The sequence below is a fragment of the Sabulicella flocculans genome (assembly GCF_045449635.1).
Classification (GTDB): domain Bacteria; phylum Pseudomonadota; class Alphaproteobacteria; order Acetobacterales; family Acetobacteraceae; genus Roseococcus.
In genome coordinates this window covers 1-15962 of record NZ_JBJJBR010000020.1, presented here as the reverse complement: position 1 = coordinate 15962, position 15962 = coordinate 1, and the positions used below count along the sequence as shown (strand labels likewise).

The following is a 15962-nucleotide window of genomic DNA, read 5'->3' as shown; positions in this document are numbered from 1 at the left end:
GGCCCTGATCACGGAAACGCCATGTCCGACGCCCATCGCCACGCCACCGGCAACACCGCGCGCCTCGCCATCGGGCAGGCGCTGGCCGGGGCCAACGCCGCCGTCATCTTCGCCACCGGCGCCGTGGTCGGCAACACCCTGGCGCCGGACAAGGCGCTGGCCACCCTGCCCATCTCGGTCTTCGTGGTGGGGATGGCGGCCTGCACCCTGCCGGCCGGGGCCATCGCCCGCCGGCACGGCCGCCGCGCCGCCTTCCTGGCCGGCACCGGCTGCGGCGTGGCCGCGGGGCTGGTGGCCTTCCTGGCGGTGCTGCTGGCCTCCTTCCCGCTGTTCTGCCTGGGCACCTTCCTGGGCGGGGCCTATGCCGCGGTGGTGCTGTCCTTCCGCTTCGCCGCCGCCGACGGCGTGCCGCCCGAGGGGCGGGCGCGCGCCCTGTCCCTGGTGATGGCCGGCGGCGTCTTCGCCGGGGTCATCGGGCCGCAGCTGGTGACGCACACCATGTACCTGTGGCCGCCCTTCCTGTTCGCCGCCACCTACCTCGGCCAGGCGGCGGTGGCCGCGCTCTGCGCCCTGGTGCTGCTGGGCGTGCGCCTGCCCCGGCCCACCGCGGCCGAGATGGCCGGCGGCCGCCCCCTGGGCGAGATCGCGCGCCAGCCGCGCTTCCTGGTGGCGGTCACCTGCGGCGTCGTCACCTACCTGCTGATGAACTTCCTGATGACGGCGGCGCCGCTGGCCATGCGCCTGTGCGGCCTGCCGCAGGAAGCCGCCAACCTGGGGCTGCAATGGCACATCATCGCCATGTACGGCCCGGGCTTCTTCACCGGCCACCTGATCGCGCGCTTCGGCGCGCCGCGCGTGGTGGCCGCCGGGCTGGCGCTGACCGGCGCCGCCGCCGTGGCCGGGCTGCTGGGCCAGCAGGCCGGGCATTTCTGGGCCAGCCTGATCCTGCTGGGGCTGGGCTGGAACTTCGGCTTCACCGGCGCCTCGGCCATGGTGCTGGACTGCCACCGGCCGGAGGAGCGCACGCGGGTGCAGTCCCTGAACGACTTCATCGTCTTCGGCACCATGGCCGTCGGCTCCTTCCTGTCGGGCGGGCTGCTGAACAGCCATGGCTGGGACGCGGTGCTGTGGGTGTCCTTCCTGCCGCTGGCGCTGGCGGCGCTGGCGCTGGTGGCCGCGGGCGGACGGCGCCGCGCCGTGGCCTGAGGGGCACGGCGCCGGCGCAGCAAACCCCGTGCCAGCCCTGGCGTTCGACGTGGCAAGCCCTCACGAACCCAGGAGTTCCCGCCATGCTCTACTGGTCCCTCGTCTTTCTGGTGGTGGCGCTGGTGGCCGGGGTGCTCGGCTTCGGCGGCATCTCCTCCACCGCCGGCGGCATCGCCCGCGTGCTGTTCTTCGTGTTCCTCGTCCTCTTCGCCGTCTCGCTCATCACCGGGCGCGGCTTCACCGCCTGACGACCATGATCCCTCGCCGTTCCCTGCTCCTCAGCGCCGTGGCCCTGGCCGCCGCCGCCCCCGCCCTGGCACGCGCCCCGCGCGGCCTGTGGTTCGACCCGACGCAGCTCCCCTCCTATTCCGGGCGGCTGGAGCGCTGGCTCCTCTCGCCCGACGGGGCGGTGACCCGCGCCCTGTTCCGCGAAGGCACCCAGGTGATCTTTCCCGCCGAGGAGGCCGAGGCCCTGATGGCCGCCGTCAAGCAGGACGAGACGCTGGTGGCCTACGGCGTGCGCGCCCGCACCGCGCCCGTGGTCATCATGCTGGCCTGGGCCCGCAGCGATTCCGAGCCGGCGAACTTCATCGCCTCGCCCTCCTGGTTCGCCTCCGACGCGGTGGGCCGCGAGGAGCTGGCGCTGCGCGGCAAGGTCCGCGCCCCCCTGCTCTCGCCCCAGGGCGAGGCGATGGGCGTCATCCTGGAGGATGGCGGCGTGATCCGCCTGCCCATCGGCCTGTATGACCGGCTGGACTGGCTGAAGCCCGGCGCCGAGGTGGCGGCCGCCGGCCTGGGCGCCCGGCGCGAGGCCATGGCCGCGCTGGACGCCGCCCGGTTGGGCCCGGCGCCCGAGCGCATGGAGGCGGTGCCCACCCGATGAGCGAGACGACCCCCGACACCCCCCTTCCGAAGGCCGAGCGCGTCCGCTCGCCCATGCGGGCCTTCTGGGGCATCACCAAGGAATGGCTGACCGCGCCCGACCGCGGCAACGCGCGCTGGCTGATCCTGTGGCTGGTGCTGCTGACCGTGGGGCAGGTGGCCATCCAGATCCGCCTGAACCTGTGGAACCGCGACTTCTTCAACGCGCTGGAGAACCGGGACTTCGCCGCCTTCCGCTGGCAGATGGTGGTGTTCCTGGGCCTGGCAGTCGGCGCCATGCTGGTGGCGGTGTACCAGCTCTACACCAAGCAGCTCATCCAGCTCGCGTGGCGCGAATGGCTGACGCGGCGCGTGCTGTCCTCCTGGCTGGCCGAGGGGCGGCAGTACCAACTGGAGATGGCCGGCGAGGGCGCCGACAACCCCGACCAGCGCATCGCCGAGGACATCCGCGTCTCGGTGGACCTCGCGGTGGACTTCGTGGGCGGGCTGCTGACCTGCTCCATGATGCTGGCGGCCTTCGTCGGCATCCTGTGGTCCGTCTCCGGGCCGCTGCACCTGGGCTTCATCGGGGTGGACGCCTCCATCCCCGGCTACATGGTCTGGGCGGCGCTGGCCTACGCGCTGGTGGGCTCCACGCTCACCATCCTGGTCGGGCGGCCGATGGTGCAGCACAACATCGCCCGCGTGGCGGCGGAGGCCGATTTCCGCTTCGGCCTCACCCGCGCCCGCGAATCCGGCGAGGGCATCGCGCTGATCCGCGGCGAGACGGATGAGCGCCGCGGCCTGGCCCGCGCCTTCGGCAACGTGCGCGAGCGTGTGCGCGACCTCATGCGCTCGCAGCGCAACCTGATGTACCTCACCTCCGCCTATGGCACCCTGGCGATGATCTTCCCCACCATCGTCGCCTCGCCGGCCTATTTCTCCGGCGCCATCACCCTGGGCGGGCTGATGCAGATCGGCGGCGCCTTCGGGCAGGTGCAGGGCAGCCTCTCCTGGTTCGTGGACAGCTTCCCCCGCATCGCCGAATGGCGGTCCTCCGTCACGCGCCTCGTGAACTTCCGCGCCGTGGTGGACGAGCTGGACGCCCTGGTGGCCGACAAGGACCAGCCCACCATCACGGTGACGGAGGGCGAGAAGGACAAGCTGATCTTCAAGGGCATCGAGGTCGCCTTCGCCAACGGCACCACCGTCATCCAGGACGCCACGGCGGAGATCCATGCCGGCGAGCGCGTGCTGATCCAGGGCGAGAGCGGCACCGGCAAGTCCACCCTGTTCCGCGCGATCGGCGGGCTGTGGCCCTGGGGCGCGGGCGAGATCATCACCCCCCCGCGCGACAGCATGATGTTCATGCCCCAGCGCCCCTACCTGCCGCTGGGCACGCTGAAGGAGACGCTGTGCTACCCCGCCGGCCCCGACGCCTACACGGATGAGCAGTGCCGCGCGGCGCTGGAGCGCGTCGGCCTGGTGATGCTGCCCGAGCGGCTGGACGAGCTGGAGCGCTGGGACCGCGTGCTGTCCCTGGGCGAGCAGCAGCGCCTGGCCTTCGCCCGCCTGCTGCTGCAACGCCCCGCCTGGATCTTCATGGACGAGGCGACGGCGGCGCTGGACGAGCGCAACCAGGACGCCATGATGCAGATGGTGCTGGACGAGCTGCCGGACAGCGCGCTGGTCAGCATCGGCCACCGGCCGGGGCTGGAGGCCTTCCACACCCGCACGCTGAAGCTGCAGAAGGCCGAGGGCGGCGCCCGGCTGACCCGGCCGCCGCGCCTGCCCAAGCCCCAGCGCCGCTGGAACGTGCCCAAGCTGCGCAACCCGCTGAAACGGCGGCGGGAGGAGCCGGCGTGATCAGGCCCGCCCGCAGGTCCTGACGCCGAGCAGCGAATAGGCCGGGCAGCGCGACAGCAGCCCGGTCAGCAGCGGCAGCAGGCCGATCCAGCCCCAGGCGCCGATCCAGCCCATCACCGCGGCCAGCACCAGCGCCGCGCCGATGGCCACGCGCAGCACCCGGTCCAGTCCACCCACGTTCGCCTCGAACATCACCGCCTCCTGCCTTGGATATGCAGGAGGCCTTATATATCTGCGGCCGCGCCGCCGCCTTGCGCCGGATCAAGCGGCGCGGCGCAGCCGGGCCAGCAGGGCCAGGGCGGTGCGGGCCATGGCGGCGCCGTCCGCCGCTTCCCGCCGGAGGATCACGCGGTCCTCCTTGCGCTCCAGCGGCGGCGCCACCTCGGGCGGCGCGGCGTGCAGGCGCGCGGCCACCGCCAGCGGGCCGCATTCCAGCCGCGCCACCCCCAGCCGGCGCGCCCGCAGCCGCAGGCGGGCGCGGAGCAGGAGGTTCTCCACCGCCTCCGGCAGCGGGCCGAAGCGGTCGGTCATCTCCTCCGCGATGTCCTCCAGCTCCGCCTCGCGCGCCGCGGCGCCCAGCCGCGCGTGCAGGGACAGGCGCAGCGCCTCCTCCGGCACGTAGGATGCGGGAAGGCCGGCGGGCAGCTCCAGCACCAGGGCGGGGGGCGGCGGCGGCTCCGCCTCGCCGCGGGCCTGGCGCAGCGCGCGGTCCAGCAGGTGGCGCGTCAGCTCCAGCCCCAGGCGCTTCACGTGGCCGGCCTGCGCCTCGCCCAGCAGGTCGCCGGCGCCGCGCTGGTCCAGGTCGCGCGCGGCGATGGCGAAGCCCGCGCCGAGTTCGGTCTGCGCCGCCAGCGCCTTCAGCCGGCGCGCGGCGGCGGGCGGCGGGGGGCCTTCCGTCAGCAGCCAGCAGGTGCCGCGCGCCCCGCCGCGGCCGACGCGCCCGCGCAGCTGGTGCAGCTGCGCCAGGCCGAAGCGCTCGGCGCCGGTGATCAGCATGGTCCCCGCCCGCGGCACGTCCAGCCCGGTTTCCACGATGGCGGTGCACAGCAGCACGTCGGCCCGCCCCTCGGCGAAGCGCAGCATGGCGTCGTCGGCCTCAGCGGCGGGCATGTCGCCATGCGCCTCCGCCACGCGCAGGCGCGGGGCGGCGCGCTTCAGCCGGGCGCGCAGTTCCGGCAGGTCCTCGATGCGCGGGGCGACCAGGAAGGACTGGCCGCCGCGCCGCGCCTCGCGCCGCAGCGCCTCGCCCAGCAGGGCGTCGTCCAGCGCGGCGATGGCGGTGCGCACCGGGCGCTTGCGCGCCGGCGGCGTGGCCAGCACGGACAGCGACTGCAGCCCCAGCATCGCCCCTTGCAGCGAGCGCGGGATGGGCGTGGCGGTCATCGCCAGGGTGTGGGCATCCGCCGCCAGGTCCCGCAGCGCCGCCTTCTGGCGGGCGCCGAAGCGCTGCTCCTCGTCGGCGATCACCAGGCCCAGCTTGCGGAAGCGCGTGGCCTTGGCCAGCACGGCCTGGGTGCCCACCACCACCAGCAACCGCCCTTCCGCCAGCCCCTCGCGCACCTGCCGCGCCTCCCGCGCCGGGGTCAGGCGCGACAGCCCGGCCACCGCGACGCCCAGCGGCGCGAAGCGGCGGCGGAACGCCTCCAGGTGCTGGCGCGCCAGCACGGTGGTGGGGGCCAGCACCGCCACCTGCCCGCCGGCCAGGGCCACGCAGGCGGCGGCGCGCAGCGCGATCTCCGTCTTGCCAAAGCCGACGTCGCCGCACACCAGCCGGTCCATCGGCCGGCCCGCCGCCAGGTCGCGCTCCACCTCGCGCGCCGCCTGGGCTTGGTCGGGCGTCAGCTCGTGCGCGAAGCCGGCGCGGAAGCGGGCATAGGCACGGGCGGGCGGCACCCAGGCGGGGGCGGTGCGCCCGGCGGCCTCGCGCAGCTTGTCCAGCAGGCCGCGGGCGGTGTCGGCCAGGGCGGCCTCGGCATCGGCGCGGCGCCTGGCCCAGGCCTCGCCGCCCGGACGGTCCAGCGCCACCCCCTGCGCCTCGTGGCCGTAGCGCCAGATGCGGTCCAGCTCCTCCGCCGGCACCAGCCGGGTGGTGCCGCCGGCGAATTCCAGGCGCAGCGCGTCCATGCCCTCGGCCTCGGCCAGGCCCAGCAGGCGGGCCATGCCGTGCTCCTCATGGATGACCAGGTCGCCGGGGGCCAGGGCGGCCTCCTCCACCGGCAGGCGGGCGGGTCCGGCCTCGCCGGGGGGCAGGATCTCGGCCGCCGCGGCCACCAGCGCTTCCTCCGTGCCGAAGGAGGTGACCAGCGGCGCGCGCAGCCAGGCCAGGGTGCCCGGCGGCAAGTCGCGCAGCGCCAGCCAGCCGGGGCATTCGGGCAGCTCGCCGAAGCGCTCGCGCAGGGCATCGGCCAGGGCGGCGGCGCGGCGGCCGGCGCCGGCCAGGGCCACGCGGCGGCCGGCGGCGCGGGCTTCCGCCACCGCGTCCAGGAAGGCGGCCTCCGGGTCGGGCGCGCCGAGGAAGGGCAGCGGGTCCTCCTCCTCCCCCTCCGGCAGCACGGTGGCGGGCGGGGCGTCGCGGGTGAACAGGGCGGCGGGCTCGCGCAGGGTCTCGCCTTCCTCCAGCCCGGCGGCCAGGCGCAGGCGGAAGCCGTCCTCCGCCTCGCGCCAGGCCTCGGCGCGGGCCTCCGCCGCCTCGGGGTCGGCGGTGGCGCCGATGCCGGGGGCCAGTTCCGCCAGCCCGGGCAGCTCGCCCTCCTCCGCCGCGACGGCGGGGGGCAGGTGCAGCGACGCCGCCTCGCCCTCCGTGCGCTGGGTCAGCGGGTGGAAGGGCCGGATGGCGAGGATGCGCCCCTCCTCGTCCAGTTCGAGACGGTGCGGGCGGGCGCCGGGCAGGGCGGGGAACACGTCCAGCACCTGGCCGCGCCGGGCCCACTCGCCTGGGTCGTCCACGATTTCCTCCGCCGCGTAGCCCAGCGCCGCCAGCGCCGAATCCTCCGGCAGGTCGCCGGGGCGCAGCAGCAGGCCCCCGGGCAGGTCGGCAGGGCAGCGCCGCACGGCGGCGGCGGGCCCGGCGAGCAGCAGGCGCGGCCCGGTGGGGGTGGCGCGCAGCCGCCGCACCGCGTCCAGCCGCGCCCCCAGGCTGCCGGGGGTGGCGGGGGCGCGGTCATAGGGGGCGGCGTCGGGGGCCGGCAGGTGGACCACCTCCACCCCCGCCCCCAGCGCCGCGGCGGCCGCCGCCAGCCGCGCCGCCCGGCTTTCCGAGCGGCAGAGATGCAGGTGGGCGCCGGCTGCGGCGGCGCGTTCGAGGAGCAGGGCGGCGAGGCGGGCGTCGTTCATCCCCGCCGCAACGCGCGGCGGGGCGGACGGATGGGTGGCGGCGGCAGGTCAGCCGCGGCCGCGCAGGTTCTCCGGCAGGTCGACGCCGTGGAAGCGCTTGTAGATCTCGTTCAGCCGGCCGTTGGCCACGTTGGTCTCGATCCAGGCGTTCACCCATTCCAGCAGCTGCGTCTCGCCCTGGCGCAGCCCGATGGCGAGGTCGAAGTTGCGCAGGGTGAACTTGGGCTCGAAGCCGCGCTGCGGCGCGCGCTGCGCGATCTGCCCGACGATGGTGGCGCTGGTGGCCACCAGCTCCGCCTGCCCGGTGACGGCGGCGGTGACCATCGTCGCGTCGTCGTCGAAGCGCTGGATGCGGAAGCCGTGCTCGTTGGCCAGCGGCGTCAGCTCGGTGTCCTGGGTGGTGCCGCGCACGGTGGCCACGGTGCGGCCGCGCAGCCCGGCGAGGTCGCGCACGGCGACGTCCCGCCGGCCGCCCACCACGGAGGCGAGCGCGGCATAGGGCCGCGAGAACTGGATGACCCGCGCCCGTTCCGGCGTGACCGAGAGCGTGGAGATGATGATGTCCGCGCGGTCGGTCTGGATGTTGGGGATGCGCGTGGCGCCCACGGTGGGGATGAATTCCAGCGTCACGCCCAGGTCGCGCGCCAGGGCCTGCGCGACCTCGACGTCGGAGCCGGTGGGACGCATCTGCCCGTCCATCATGCCGGAGGGCGGGATGGCGAGGTCGGTCGCGACGCGGATGCGGCCGGCGCGGCGGATGGCCTCCAGCTGGTTGGCCAGGGCGGGGCGGGCCAGGGCCAGCGCCCCCAGGGCGGGGATGGCGGCCAGGGCGCCGCGGCGGGTGATGCTCATTCCTGTTTCCTCCTTGCTTTCGCGCGTCACAGCGCGCTTCCGACGAACTGCGCCAGCTCCGGCGTGGCGGGGCTGTCCAGGATGTCCGGGCCGCCCTGCTCGTGCACGCGGCCCTGGTGCATGAACAGCACCCGGTCGGCGACGCGGCGGGCGAAGCCCATCTCATGCGTCACCATCACGATGGTCATGCCGCCCTCGGCCAGCGCCTCGATCACGCGCAGCACCTCGCCGGTCAGCTCGGGGTCCAGGGCGCTGGTCACCTCGTCCAGCAGCATGACCTTGGGCTGCATGGCCAGGCTGCGCGCGATGGCGGCGCGCTGCTGCTGCCCGCCGGAGAGCTGCTCGGGCCAGGACTGCGCCTTGTCGGCCAGGCCCACCTGCGCCAGCACCCTGGCCGCGACCTCGCGCGCCTCCTTGCGGCCCACCCGCTTCACCACGGTGGGCGCCAGGCAGATGTTCTCCTCGATGGTGAGGTGCGGGAACAGGTTGTAGGCCTGGAAGACGATGCCGACGTCGCGCCGCAGCGCCCGCAGGTCCAGCCCGGGGTCGTGCACCGCGTGGCCGCAGGCGAGGATGCGCCCTTCCTCGATGCGTTCCAGCCGGTTGATGCAGCGCAGCGCCGTGGACTTGCCGGAACCCGAGCGCCCGATCACCGCCACCACCTCGCCGGGCGCCACGTCGAAGCTCACGCCGTCCAGAACGCGCAGCGCGCCGAAGCTCTTGCGCACCCCTTGCAGGGAGACGGCCGGCGTCACGGCGCCGCCGCCAGCCGCGCCGGCGCGGCGCGGCGCGCCTCCAGCCGGCGGGACCACAGGGACAACGGGTAGCACATGGCGAAATACCCCAGGGCGATGATCGCGTAGATGGCGAAAGGCTGGAACAGCGTGTTGTTGAGCACCTGCCCCGCCCGCATCAGCTCCACGAAGCCGACCACGGACGCCAGCGAGGTGTTCTTCACGATCTGCACCAGGAAGCCCACGGTGGGGGGTGCGGCGATGCGCACCGCCTGCGGCAGCACCACGTGGCGCATGCGCTGCAGGCGCGACAGCGCCAGCCCCTCCGCCGCCTCCCATTGCGGGCGCGGCACCGCCTCGATGCAGCCGCGCCAGATCTCGCCCAGGTAGGCCGCGGTGTAGATCACCAGCGCGCCGCCGGCGGCCTGGAAGGGCGTCAGCCGCCAGCCCAGCGCGGGCATGCCGAAGAATGCCAGGAACATCAGCACCAGCAGCGGCGTGCCCTGCACCAGCTGCACCAGCACGCCCGTGCCCACCCGCACCGCGCGCAGCGGCGAGACGCGGCACAGCGCCAAGGCGAAGCCCAGCAGGCCCCCGCCCAGCAGCGCCACCAGCGAGAGCGCGAGCGTCCAGGCCGCGCCCTGCGCCAGGAACTGCAGGTGTTGCGGGCCCAGGGAACCGCCCATCACAGCGGCGTCCCCAGCGCGCGGCGGCGGGGGAACAGCCACAGCCCCAAGCCCCAGAACATCCCGCGCAGCAGGAAGGCCAGCAGAAGGTAGGCCAGCGCCACGAGGATGTAGCTCTCGAAGGCGCGGTAGGTGTCGCTCTGGACGTAGTTGGCCGCCGCCGTCAGCTCCTCCGCGCTGATCTGCGAGGTGACGGAGGAAGCCAGCATCAGCAGCACGAATTGCGAGGTGAGCGCCGGATACACCTTCTCCATCGCCGGCTTCAGCAGCACGTGCCAGTAGAGCTGCGCGCGCGACAGGCCCAGCGCCTCCCCGGCCTCCACCTGCCCGGCCGGGATGCTGTCGAAGCCCGCGCGCATGATCTCGCTGGAATAGGCGCCGACGTTGATGCACAGCGCCGCCGCCGCCACCCCGAAGGCCGGCAGCTGCAGCCCCAGCGAGGACAGGCCGAAGAACACCAGCAGCAGCTGCACCAGCAGCGGCGTGTTCCGGATCGCCTCCACATAGGCGCCGCACAGCACCGACACCCAGCGCACGGAGCCGCGCCGGCCCACGGCGCAGAGCACCCCCAGCGCGAAGCCGCCCACCGTGGCGATCAGCGCGAGTTCCAGCGTCGTCAGCGCGCCCTGCAGGAACAGCGGCCAGCGCTCCAGCACCACCCCGAAATCGAGGCGGAGGTCCATCAGGGCAGCCCCGCCAGCCGGTCGTAATGGCGCATCAGCGCCTGGTTGCCGTTGCCGCCCTCGCCATGGGCGCGGCACTCCACGTATTGCTGCGTCACCAGCGCGGTGCCGGGCAGCGGCAGGTCCAGGGCGCGCGCCGCCTCGCCGGCCAGGCGCAGGTCCTTCAGCATCAGGTCGATGCGGAAGCCGGCCGCCACGTCGCCGGCCATCATCTTCGGCCCCAGCACGTCCAGCATCCAGGACGCCGCGGAGCCGCCCAGCAGCACCTCGCGCAGGCGCTCCAGGTCCAGCCCGGCGGCGCGGCCCAGCGCCAGGCCCTCGCACACCGCCTGGATGTTGAGGCCCACCATCACCTGGTTGCACAGCTTGGTGGCCTGGCCGGCGCCGGGCCCGCCCATGTGGGTGATGGTGGTGCCCATGGCGGCGAAAACGGGCTCGGCGCGGGCGAAATCCTCCGCCGTGCCGCCGGCCATGATGGTGAGCCGCGCAAGGTCCGCGCCCATCGGCCCGCCGGAGACGGGCGCGTCCACGAAGCCCACGCCGCGCGCGGCGAGGCGCGCCTGGATGCCCCACGCCGCGCCGGGGGCGATGGAGGACATGTCCAGCACCAGCGTGCCCGGCGGCAGCAGCCCTTCCAGCTCCGCCGCCACCGCCTCCACGTCCGGCGTGTCGGGCAGCATGAGGATGACGGTGTCCGCGCCCGCCACGCATTCCGCCAGGGTGGCGGCGCGCGCCACGCCCTCGGCCGCCGCGTCCGGCAGCGCGTCGAAGCCGCGCACGGCGTGGCCGGCGCGCGCCAGGTTGCGCGCCATCAGCCGGCCCATGGTGCCCAGGCCGATGAAGGCGATGCTCATTCGCCTTCCATCTCGCCCAGCTTGCGCACGCGGCGCACGTGGTCCTCCGTCGCGTGGAACTCGGCGTTCAGGAACCCTTCCACCAGGTCCGCCGCCAGCCAGGGCCCGATGATCTGCGCGCCGATGCAGGCGACGTTCACGTCGTCATGCTCCACGCACTGGTGCGCCGAGTGGGCGTCGTGCACCACCGAGGCGCGGATGCCGCGCAGCTTGTTGGCGGCGATGGAGGCGCCCACCCCGGTGCCGCAGACCAGGATGCCGCGCGCCGCCCGCCCCTCGCGCACGCTGTCGCACACCGCGCGCGCGATGTCGGGGAAGTCCACCGGCTCGGGCGTGAAGGAGCCCAGCTCCTCCACCTCGTGCCCCAGCGCCTTCACGCGCGCGATCACCAGCGCCTTCATCGGGAAGCCGGCATGGTCGCAGCCGATCACAACCTTCATCTCACCAGTCCTTCATCCAGCAGCGCCGCGATGGCGGCGCGGTGCGGCAGGGAGGGCACGGCCCCCAGCACGGTGCAGGCCAGGCTGCCCGCGGCCACGCCGGCGCGCAGCGCCGCGGCGTGGTCCGCCCCGCCGGCCAGCGCGGCGCAGAAGGCGCCGGCGAAGGCGTCGCCCGCGCCCGTGGTGTCGCGCACCGCCACCGGGGGCGCGGGGGCGCGCAGCACGGCGCCGCCGCGCATGGCCAGGACGGCGCCGGCCGGCCCGGCCGTGACCACCGCGGCCTGGCCCACCTGCCCCGCCAGCGCCTGCGCCAGGGCGGCCGCGTCCTGCCCGGCCGCGGGGGCAAGGGCCATCGCCTCGCCCGCGTTCACCAGCAGGATGTCGGTCAGCGGCAGCAGCCGCGTGGCGGCGGCGGCGTCGGCCGGCGCGGCGTTCAGCACGCGGCGCGCCCCGCCCGCGGCGGCGAAGGCGGCGGCGATGGCGGGGGCCGGCACCTCCAGCTGCGCCAGCACCACGTCGCAGGGCGGCGGCGCGGCGTCGGCGGCGGCCAGGGCCATGTTGGCGCCCGGTGCCAGGATGATGCGGTTGTCCCCGCCTTCCAGCAGGATCACCGCCATGCCGGTGGGCAGGACCGGGTGGCGCACGGCGCGCGCCTGCACCCCTTCCCGCGCCCACAGCGCCAGCGCGGCGTCGCCCTCGGCATCCGTGCCCAGGCTGGCCAGCATGGTCACCCGCGCCCCGGCGCGCGCCGCGGCGATGGCTTGGTTGGAGCCCTTGCCGCCGGGAAAGCGGTGCAGCGCGCGGGCGGCCAGCGTCTCGCCCCGCGCGGCCATGCGCGGCAGGTCCAGCACCAGGTCGGCGTTGAAGGAGCCGATGACGGCGACGTGGCCGGTGGCCAAGGCTGGGTTCCCCTCCGTCCGGCGGCTTCGGGCCGCCTTGCTTTGCACACGTGTGCAATGCGAGGCTAGGCGCACGGCCCATGCGCCGTCAAGCACGGAAGGTTCGGGCATGCGGCGGCGCTGGGTCACGGCGGCGGAGGTGGCGGAGGCGGCGGGCGTCTCGCGCTCCGCCGTGTCGCGCGCCTTCACCGATGGCGCCTCCGTGGCGCCGGACACCCGGGCGCGCGTCATGCAGGCGGCCACGCGGCTGGGCTACGCGCCCTCCGCCGTCGGGCGCGGGCTGGTGGCGGCGCGCACCGGGCTGGTGGGGCTGGTGGTGGCCGAGCTGTCCAACCCCTTCTACGCCGCCCTGACGGCGGCGGTGGCCGAGGAGCTGCGCGCCGCCGGCCGCGCGCCCCTGCTGCTGCTGGCCCCGGCGGCCGACCGCACCGACGAGCTGCTGCCCAGCCTGGCCGGCTGGCGGGTGGACGGCGTCATCATCGCCTCCGCCACGCTGGGCTCGCGCATGGCCCGGCTGTGCGCCGCCGCGCGCATCCCCGTGGTGCTGCTGGACCGGCAAGGCACCGCGCGCCCGCGCGGCGTGCGCGAGGTGGCGTCGGACAACGAGGCGGCCGGCGCGCTGGCGGCGCGGGCGCTGCTGGCGCGCGGCCACCGCCGCCCCGCCTTCGTCGCCGGCATCGAGGACACCGCCACCTCCCGCGCGCGGGAGGCGGGGTTCCTGCGCGGGCTGGCGGCGGGCGGAGTGGCGCTGGCCGGGCGGGCGGTGGGGCACTACACCCGCCCCGGCGGCGCCGCCGCCGCACGCGCCCTGCTCGGGCGCCGCCCGCGCCCCGACGCCATCTTCTGCGCGAACGACGAGATGGCGCTGGGCGTGCTGGACGCCGCGCGCGCCGAGCTGGGCCTGCGCGTGCCCGAGGAGCTGTCCGTGCTGGGCTTCGACGACATCGCCCCCGCGGCGCTGGAAGGCTACGCCCTGACCACCCTGCGCCAGGACGTCGCCGGGCTGGCCGCCGCGGCGGTGGCGGCGCTGGAGGACGGCGCCCCCGCCCGCCGCCTGCTGCCCTGCGCCTGGGTGGAGCGCGGCACCGTCAGGCCGGCGTGAAGCCGGCTTCCCGCAGCGCGGCGCGCACGGCGTCGTCGCGCAGCGCCCCCAGGAAGGCCTGCACCGCCGGCCGGCCGGCGCGTTCCTCGGGCAGGAAGAAGTCGTACTGCTCCTCCGCCAGCGGCAGGAAGCCCAGCCCGTAGCCCTGCGCGACGGTCGCGATGGCCACGCCCCAGTCGGCGCGGCCCTGCGCCACCGCGGCGCAGACGGCGTTGTGGGATTTCGGCTGGTTGGCGTAGCCGGGCGGCCGCGCCCCGGCCAGCAGCCCGTCCAGCAGGATGCGCGTGCCCGAGCCGGCGTTGCGGTTCACCAGCAGCAGCGCCCCGTCCGCCGCCGCGCGCCGCACCGCCGCCGCGCCGTCCAGCCCGGCGAAGCGCGCGTCGCCGGGGCGGAACACCACCCCCTGCATCCGCCCCCAGCCGCGTTCCAGCCGCAGCCCGGGCTGCAGGAAGGGCGTGTTGTACAGGCCGGTGGCGGCGTCCAGCAGGTGCGCGCCGGCCAGGTCGCACTCGCCGCGCCGCGCCGCCGCCAGCCCGCCCAGGCTGCCCAGCGCCAGCACGCGCGCACGCAGCCCCAGCCGGCCCAGCACCACGTCCAGCCCGGTGCAGTGGCTGCCCGCCACCACCAGCTCCGGCAGGCGGGCCGCGCCGCCGATCAGCCGCAGCCGCACCGGCGCGCCCGCCGCCATCCCCTCGCTCAGCGCGGGGATGGCGAAGAAGCCGTCCGCCTGGCCGAAGGCGGTGACGCTGCCCGAGCCCTTGCCCAGCGGCACCGCCCGCAGCCCGCCATCCCCGCCCTCGGCCAGCGAGGCCATGACGTATTCGGTGCGCCCCAGCTCGCTGGGGGTGCGGGTGGCCAGCGTCGCCGCCATCTCCGTCTCCTCGCGCGGCGGCAGGCCGGCCAGGGCGCGGAGGACCGGGACGGCGAACTCGTGGAAGGTGAACACCGCCGAGGTCGGGAAGCCCGGCAGCACCACCACCGGCGTCCGGCCCACCGCGGCGAGGCACAGCGGCTTGCCCGGCTTCAGCGCCACCCCGTGCACCAGCACCCCGGGCGCCCCCAGCCCCCCCAGCACGCGGTGGGAGACGTCGCCCGCGCCCTTGGAGGTGCCGCCGGACATCACCACCATGTCGGCCCGCGCCAGCGCCGCCTCCAGCGCCGCGCGCAGCGTGGCCTCGTCGTCGCGGAAGATGCCCATGGGCAGCGGCTCGCCGCCATTCTCCGCCACCATGGCGGCCAGGATGGCGGCGTTGCTGTCGGGGATGCCGCCGGGCGGCAGCGGCGCGCCGGGCGGGTGCAGCTCATCCCCCGTGGAAAGCACGGCCACGCGCGGGCGGCGCACGGCGGGGGCCGTGGCGTGGCCGGCGGCGGCCAGCATCCCGATCTCGCGGCTGCCCAGCACGGCGCCGCGGCGCAGCAGCACCTCGCCGCGGGCGATGTCGCCGCCGGCGAAGCCGACGAACTGGCCGGGCGCCACCGCGCGCCGCAGCAGCACGTGCGGGCCGCCGGGGGCGTCGTCCAGCGCGGTCCACTCGATCATCGCCACCGCGTCGGCGCCGCGCGGCAGGGGGGCGCCGGTGGCGATGGCGGTGGCGGTGCCCGGCCCCACCTCGATGGCCGGGGCGGCGCCGCAGGCCAGCACCTCGGCATTCAGGCGCAGGCGCACCGGGGCGGCGTCGCCGGCCTGGGCGGCGTCGGCGGCGCGCAGGGCGAAGCCGTCCACCAGGGCGCGGTCGAAGGGCGGTGCGTCCACCGCCGCCGCCACGTCCCGCGCCAGGGCGCGGCCCAGCGCGGCGTGCAGCGCCACCTCCTCCGCCGGCAGGGGCGAGAGGTCCAGCGCGGCGTGGAAGCGGCGGCGGGCCTCGGCCTCGTCCACCACCTCCAGGAACTGCTCCTGGCGCGCGGCGCGGCGCAGGCGGGCCAGCAGGGGGTCGTCGCTCACCAGGGCACCGCCTCGATCTCCTGCCCCGCCTCGTAGCCCTCGGAGGCGGCGGGGACCACCATCCAGGCCCCGGCGGCGGCCAGCGCCCCCAGCGGGGCGGCGCCCACCGCCAGCGGCGTCCCCTCCCCGCCCTGCACCGCCAGCAGGGCCAGCTCGGCCAGGCCGGGGGCGGATGGCAAGCTGGCGCGCAGCCGCAGCCGCAGCGGCGGCTCCGGCGCCGCGCCGGCCAGGGCGCGCCACAGCGGGCGGGCCAGCAGGGCCCAGGCGGCCAGGGCTTCCTCCGCCGAATCCGGCAGGGCGATGACCGCCGCGCCACCCAGCGTGCCGGCGCGCACCGCCAGCCCCGGGCGCGCGCCCAGCCCGGCGCAAAGCCACGCGGCGCCCGGCGACGCCTCGCCCACCGCCAGGGTCAGGTCGGGCGGGCCGTCCAGCGGCGCCGGCAACAGGGCGCGCAGCAGCGCCGCCGCGCCGCCCCCGCCCCGCCCCGCCCGGCGCGGGCGGCGC

15 protein-coding genes and 1 pseudogene are annotated in these 15962 nt (G+C 76.1%); 5 read left to right on the top strand and 11 right to left on the bottom strand.

Annotated elements, in window-relative coordinates; genetic code table 11:
* The first annotated feature begins 21 nt into the window (after window positions 1-21).
* From ACI6QG_RS15655 to ACI6QG_RS15640, 4 genes are all read left to right on the top strand, one after another.
* Window positions 22-1206, top strand: a complete 1185-nt coding sequence (locus ACI6QG_RS15655; RefSeq protein WP_407025516.1) for an MFS transporter — start codon at window positions 22-24, stop codon at window positions 1204-1206.
* An 83-nt stretch (window positions 1207-1289) separates the two neighbouring features.
* Window positions 1290-1454 carry a DUF1328 domain-containing protein gene (locus ACI6QG_RS15650; protein WP_407025515.1) on the top strand — a complete coding sequence of 55 codons (165 nt, stop codon included), beginning with the start codon at window positions 1290-1292 and terminating at the stop codon, window positions 1452-1454.
* Between the two features lie 5 nt (window positions 1455-1459).
* Window positions 1460-2089: a hypothetical protein gene (locus ACI6QG_RS15645; RefSeq protein WP_407025514.1), complete on the top strand. Its 630-nt coding sequence runs from the start codon at window positions 1460-1462 to the stop codon at window positions 2087-2089.
* Window positions 2086-3933: an ABC transporter ATP-binding protein/permease gene (locus tag ACI6QG_RS15640; RefSeq protein ID WP_407025513.1), complete on the top strand. Its 1848-nt coding sequence runs from the start codon at window positions 2086-2088 to the stop codon at window positions 3931-3933. Before ACI6QG_RS15645 ends, ACI6QG_RS15640 begins: the two co-directional genes overlap by 4 nt.
* Here the strand turns inward: ACI6QG_RS15640 and ACI6QG_RS15635 are convergent, their stop codons facing one another.
* The 9 genes from ACI6QG_RS15635 to ACI6QG_RS15595 all read right to left on the bottom strand — a co-directional run bounded on the left by ACI6QG_RS15635 (window position 3934) and on the right by ACI6QG_RS15595 (window position 12414).
* Complete coding sequence (locus tag ACI6QG_RS15635; protein WP_407025512.1) at window positions 3934-4125, bottom strand: YgaP family membrane protein; 192 nt, start codon at window positions 4123-4125, stop codon at window positions 3934-3936.
* 69 nt (window positions 4126-4194) lie between these two features.
* Window positions 4195-7266, bottom strand: a complete 3072-nt coding sequence (locus ACI6QG_RS15630; protein WP_407025511.1) for a TRCF domain-containing protein — start codon at window positions 7264-7266, stop codon at window positions 4195-4197.
* A 48-nt stretch (window positions 7267-7314) separates the two neighbouring features.
* Window positions 7315-8118 (bottom strand): transporter substrate-binding domain-containing protein, encoded by an 804-nt coding sequence (locus ACI6QG_RS15625; protein WP_407025510.1) that lies wholly within the window; start codon window positions 8116-8118, stop codon window positions 7315-7317.
* 26 nt (window positions 8119-8144) lie between these two features.
* Complete coding sequence (locus ACI6QG_RS15620; RefSeq protein WP_407025509.1) at window positions 8145-8873, bottom strand: amino acid ABC transporter ATP-binding protein; 729 nt, start codon at window positions 8871-8873, stop codon at window positions 8145-8147.
* Window positions 8870-9538 (bottom strand): amino acid ABC transporter permease, encoded by a 669-nt coding sequence (locus ACI6QG_RS15615; RefSeq protein WP_407025508.1) that lies wholly within the window; start codon window positions 9536-9538, stop codon window positions 8870-8872. The genes ACI6QG_RS15620 and ACI6QG_RS15615 overlap by 4 nt, the downstream gene beginning before the upstream one ends.
* Window positions 9538-10221: an amino acid ABC transporter permease gene (locus tag ACI6QG_RS15610; protein WP_407025507.1), complete on the bottom strand. Its 684-nt coding sequence runs from the start codon at window positions 10219-10221 to the stop codon at window positions 9538-9540. Before ACI6QG_RS15610 ends, ACI6QG_RS15615 begins: the two co-directional genes overlap by 1 nt.
* Window positions 10221-11075 carry an NAD(P)-dependent oxidoreductase gene (locus ACI6QG_RS15605; protein WP_407025506.1) on the bottom strand — a complete coding sequence of 285 codons (855 nt, stop codon included), beginning with the start codon at window positions 11073-11075 and terminating at the stop codon, window positions 10221-10223. Before ACI6QG_RS15605 ends, ACI6QG_RS15610 begins: the two co-directional genes overlap by 1 nt.
* Window positions 11072-11515: a ribose 5-phosphate isomerase B gene (gene rpiB / locus ACI6QG_RS15600; RefSeq protein ID WP_407025505.1), complete on the bottom strand. Its 444-nt coding sequence runs from the start codon at window positions 11513-11515 to the stop codon at window positions 11072-11074. Before rpiB ends, ACI6QG_RS15605 begins: the two co-directional genes overlap by 4 nt.
* Entirely contained in the window at window positions 11512-12414 is a 903-nt protein-coding gene (locus ACI6QG_RS15595) for a PfkB family carbohydrate kinase (RefSeq protein WP_407025504.1), read from the bottom strand. The genes rpiB and ACI6QG_RS15595 overlap by 4 nt, the downstream gene beginning before the upstream one ends.
* A 109-nt stretch (window positions 12415-12523) precedes the next feature.
* Between ACI6QG_RS15595 and ACI6QG_RS15590 the strand changes: the two genes are divergently transcribed.
* Entirely contained in the window at window positions 12524-13516 is a 993-nt protein-coding gene (locus tag ACI6QG_RS15590) for a LacI family DNA-binding transcriptional regulator (protein ID WP_407025503.1), read from the top strand.
* On the opposite strand, the gene ACI6QG_RS15585 is transcribed toward ACI6QG_RS15590, so the two are convergent.
* Both ACI6QG_RS15585 and ACI6QG_RS15580 read right to left on the bottom strand, forming a co-directional pair.
* Window positions 13503-15458, bottom strand: a complete 1956-nt coding sequence (locus tag ACI6QG_RS15585; protein ID WP_407025502.1) for a molybdopterin biosynthesis protein — start codon at window positions 15456-15458, stop codon at window positions 13503-13505. The genes ACI6QG_RS15590 and ACI6QG_RS15585 overlap by 14 nt on opposite strands.
* Window positions 15455-15962, bottom strand: a pseudogene (locus ACI6QG_RS15580) (hypothetical protein); the annotation flags it as partial. The pseudogene ACI6QG_RS15580 and the gene ACI6QG_RS15585, both read right to left, overlap by 4 nt.

Coding starts and splice junctions, on each gene's coding strand:
- ACI6QG_RS15655 (WP_407025516.1), top strand. CDS start 22: ATGTCCGACGCCCATCGCCACGCCACCGGCAACACCGCGCGCCTCGCC.
- ACI6QG_RS15650 (WP_407025515.1), top strand. CDS start 1,290: ATGCTCTACTGGTCCCTCGTCTTTCTGGTGGTGGCGCTGGTGGCCGGG.
- ACI6QG_RS15645 (WP_407025514.1), top strand. CDS start 1,460: ATGATCCCTCGCCGTTCCCTGCTCCTCAGCGCCGTGGCCCTGGCCGCC.
- ACI6QG_RS15640 (WP_407025513.1), top strand. CDS start 2,086: ATGAGCGAGACGACCCCCGACACCCCCCTTCCGAAGGCCGAGCGCGTC.
- ACI6QG_RS15635 (WP_407025512.1), bottom strand. CDS start 4,125: ATGTTCGAGGCGAACGTGGGTGGACTGGACCGGGTGCTGCGCGTGGCC.
- ACI6QG_RS15630 (WP_407025511.1), bottom strand. CDS start 7,266: ATGAACGACGCCCGCCTCGCCGCCCTGCTCCTCGAACGCGCCGCCGCA.
- ACI6QG_RS15625 (WP_407025510.1), bottom strand. CDS start 8,118: ATGAGCATCACCCGCCGCGGCGCCCTGGCCGCCATCCCCGCCCTGGGG.
- ACI6QG_RS15615 (WP_407025508.1), bottom strand. CDS start 9,538: ATGGGCGGTTCCCTGGGCCCGCAACACCTGCAGTTCCTGGCGCAGGGC.
- ACI6QG_RS15610 (WP_407025507.1), bottom strand. CDS start 10,221: ATGGACCTCCGCCTCGATTTCGGGGTGGTGCTGGAGCGCTGGCCGCTG.
- ACI6QG_RS15605 (WP_407025506.1), bottom strand. CDS start 11,075: ATGAGCATCGCCTTCATCGGCCTGGGCACCATGGGCCGGCTGATGGCG.
- rpiB (WP_407025505.1), bottom strand. CDS start 11,515: ATGAAGGTTGTGATCGGCTGCGACCATGCCGGCTTCCCGATGAAGGCG.
- ACI6QG_RS15590 (WP_407025503.1), top strand. CDS start 12,524: ATGCGGCGGCGCTGGGTCACGGCGGCGGAGGTGGCGGAGGCGGCGGGC.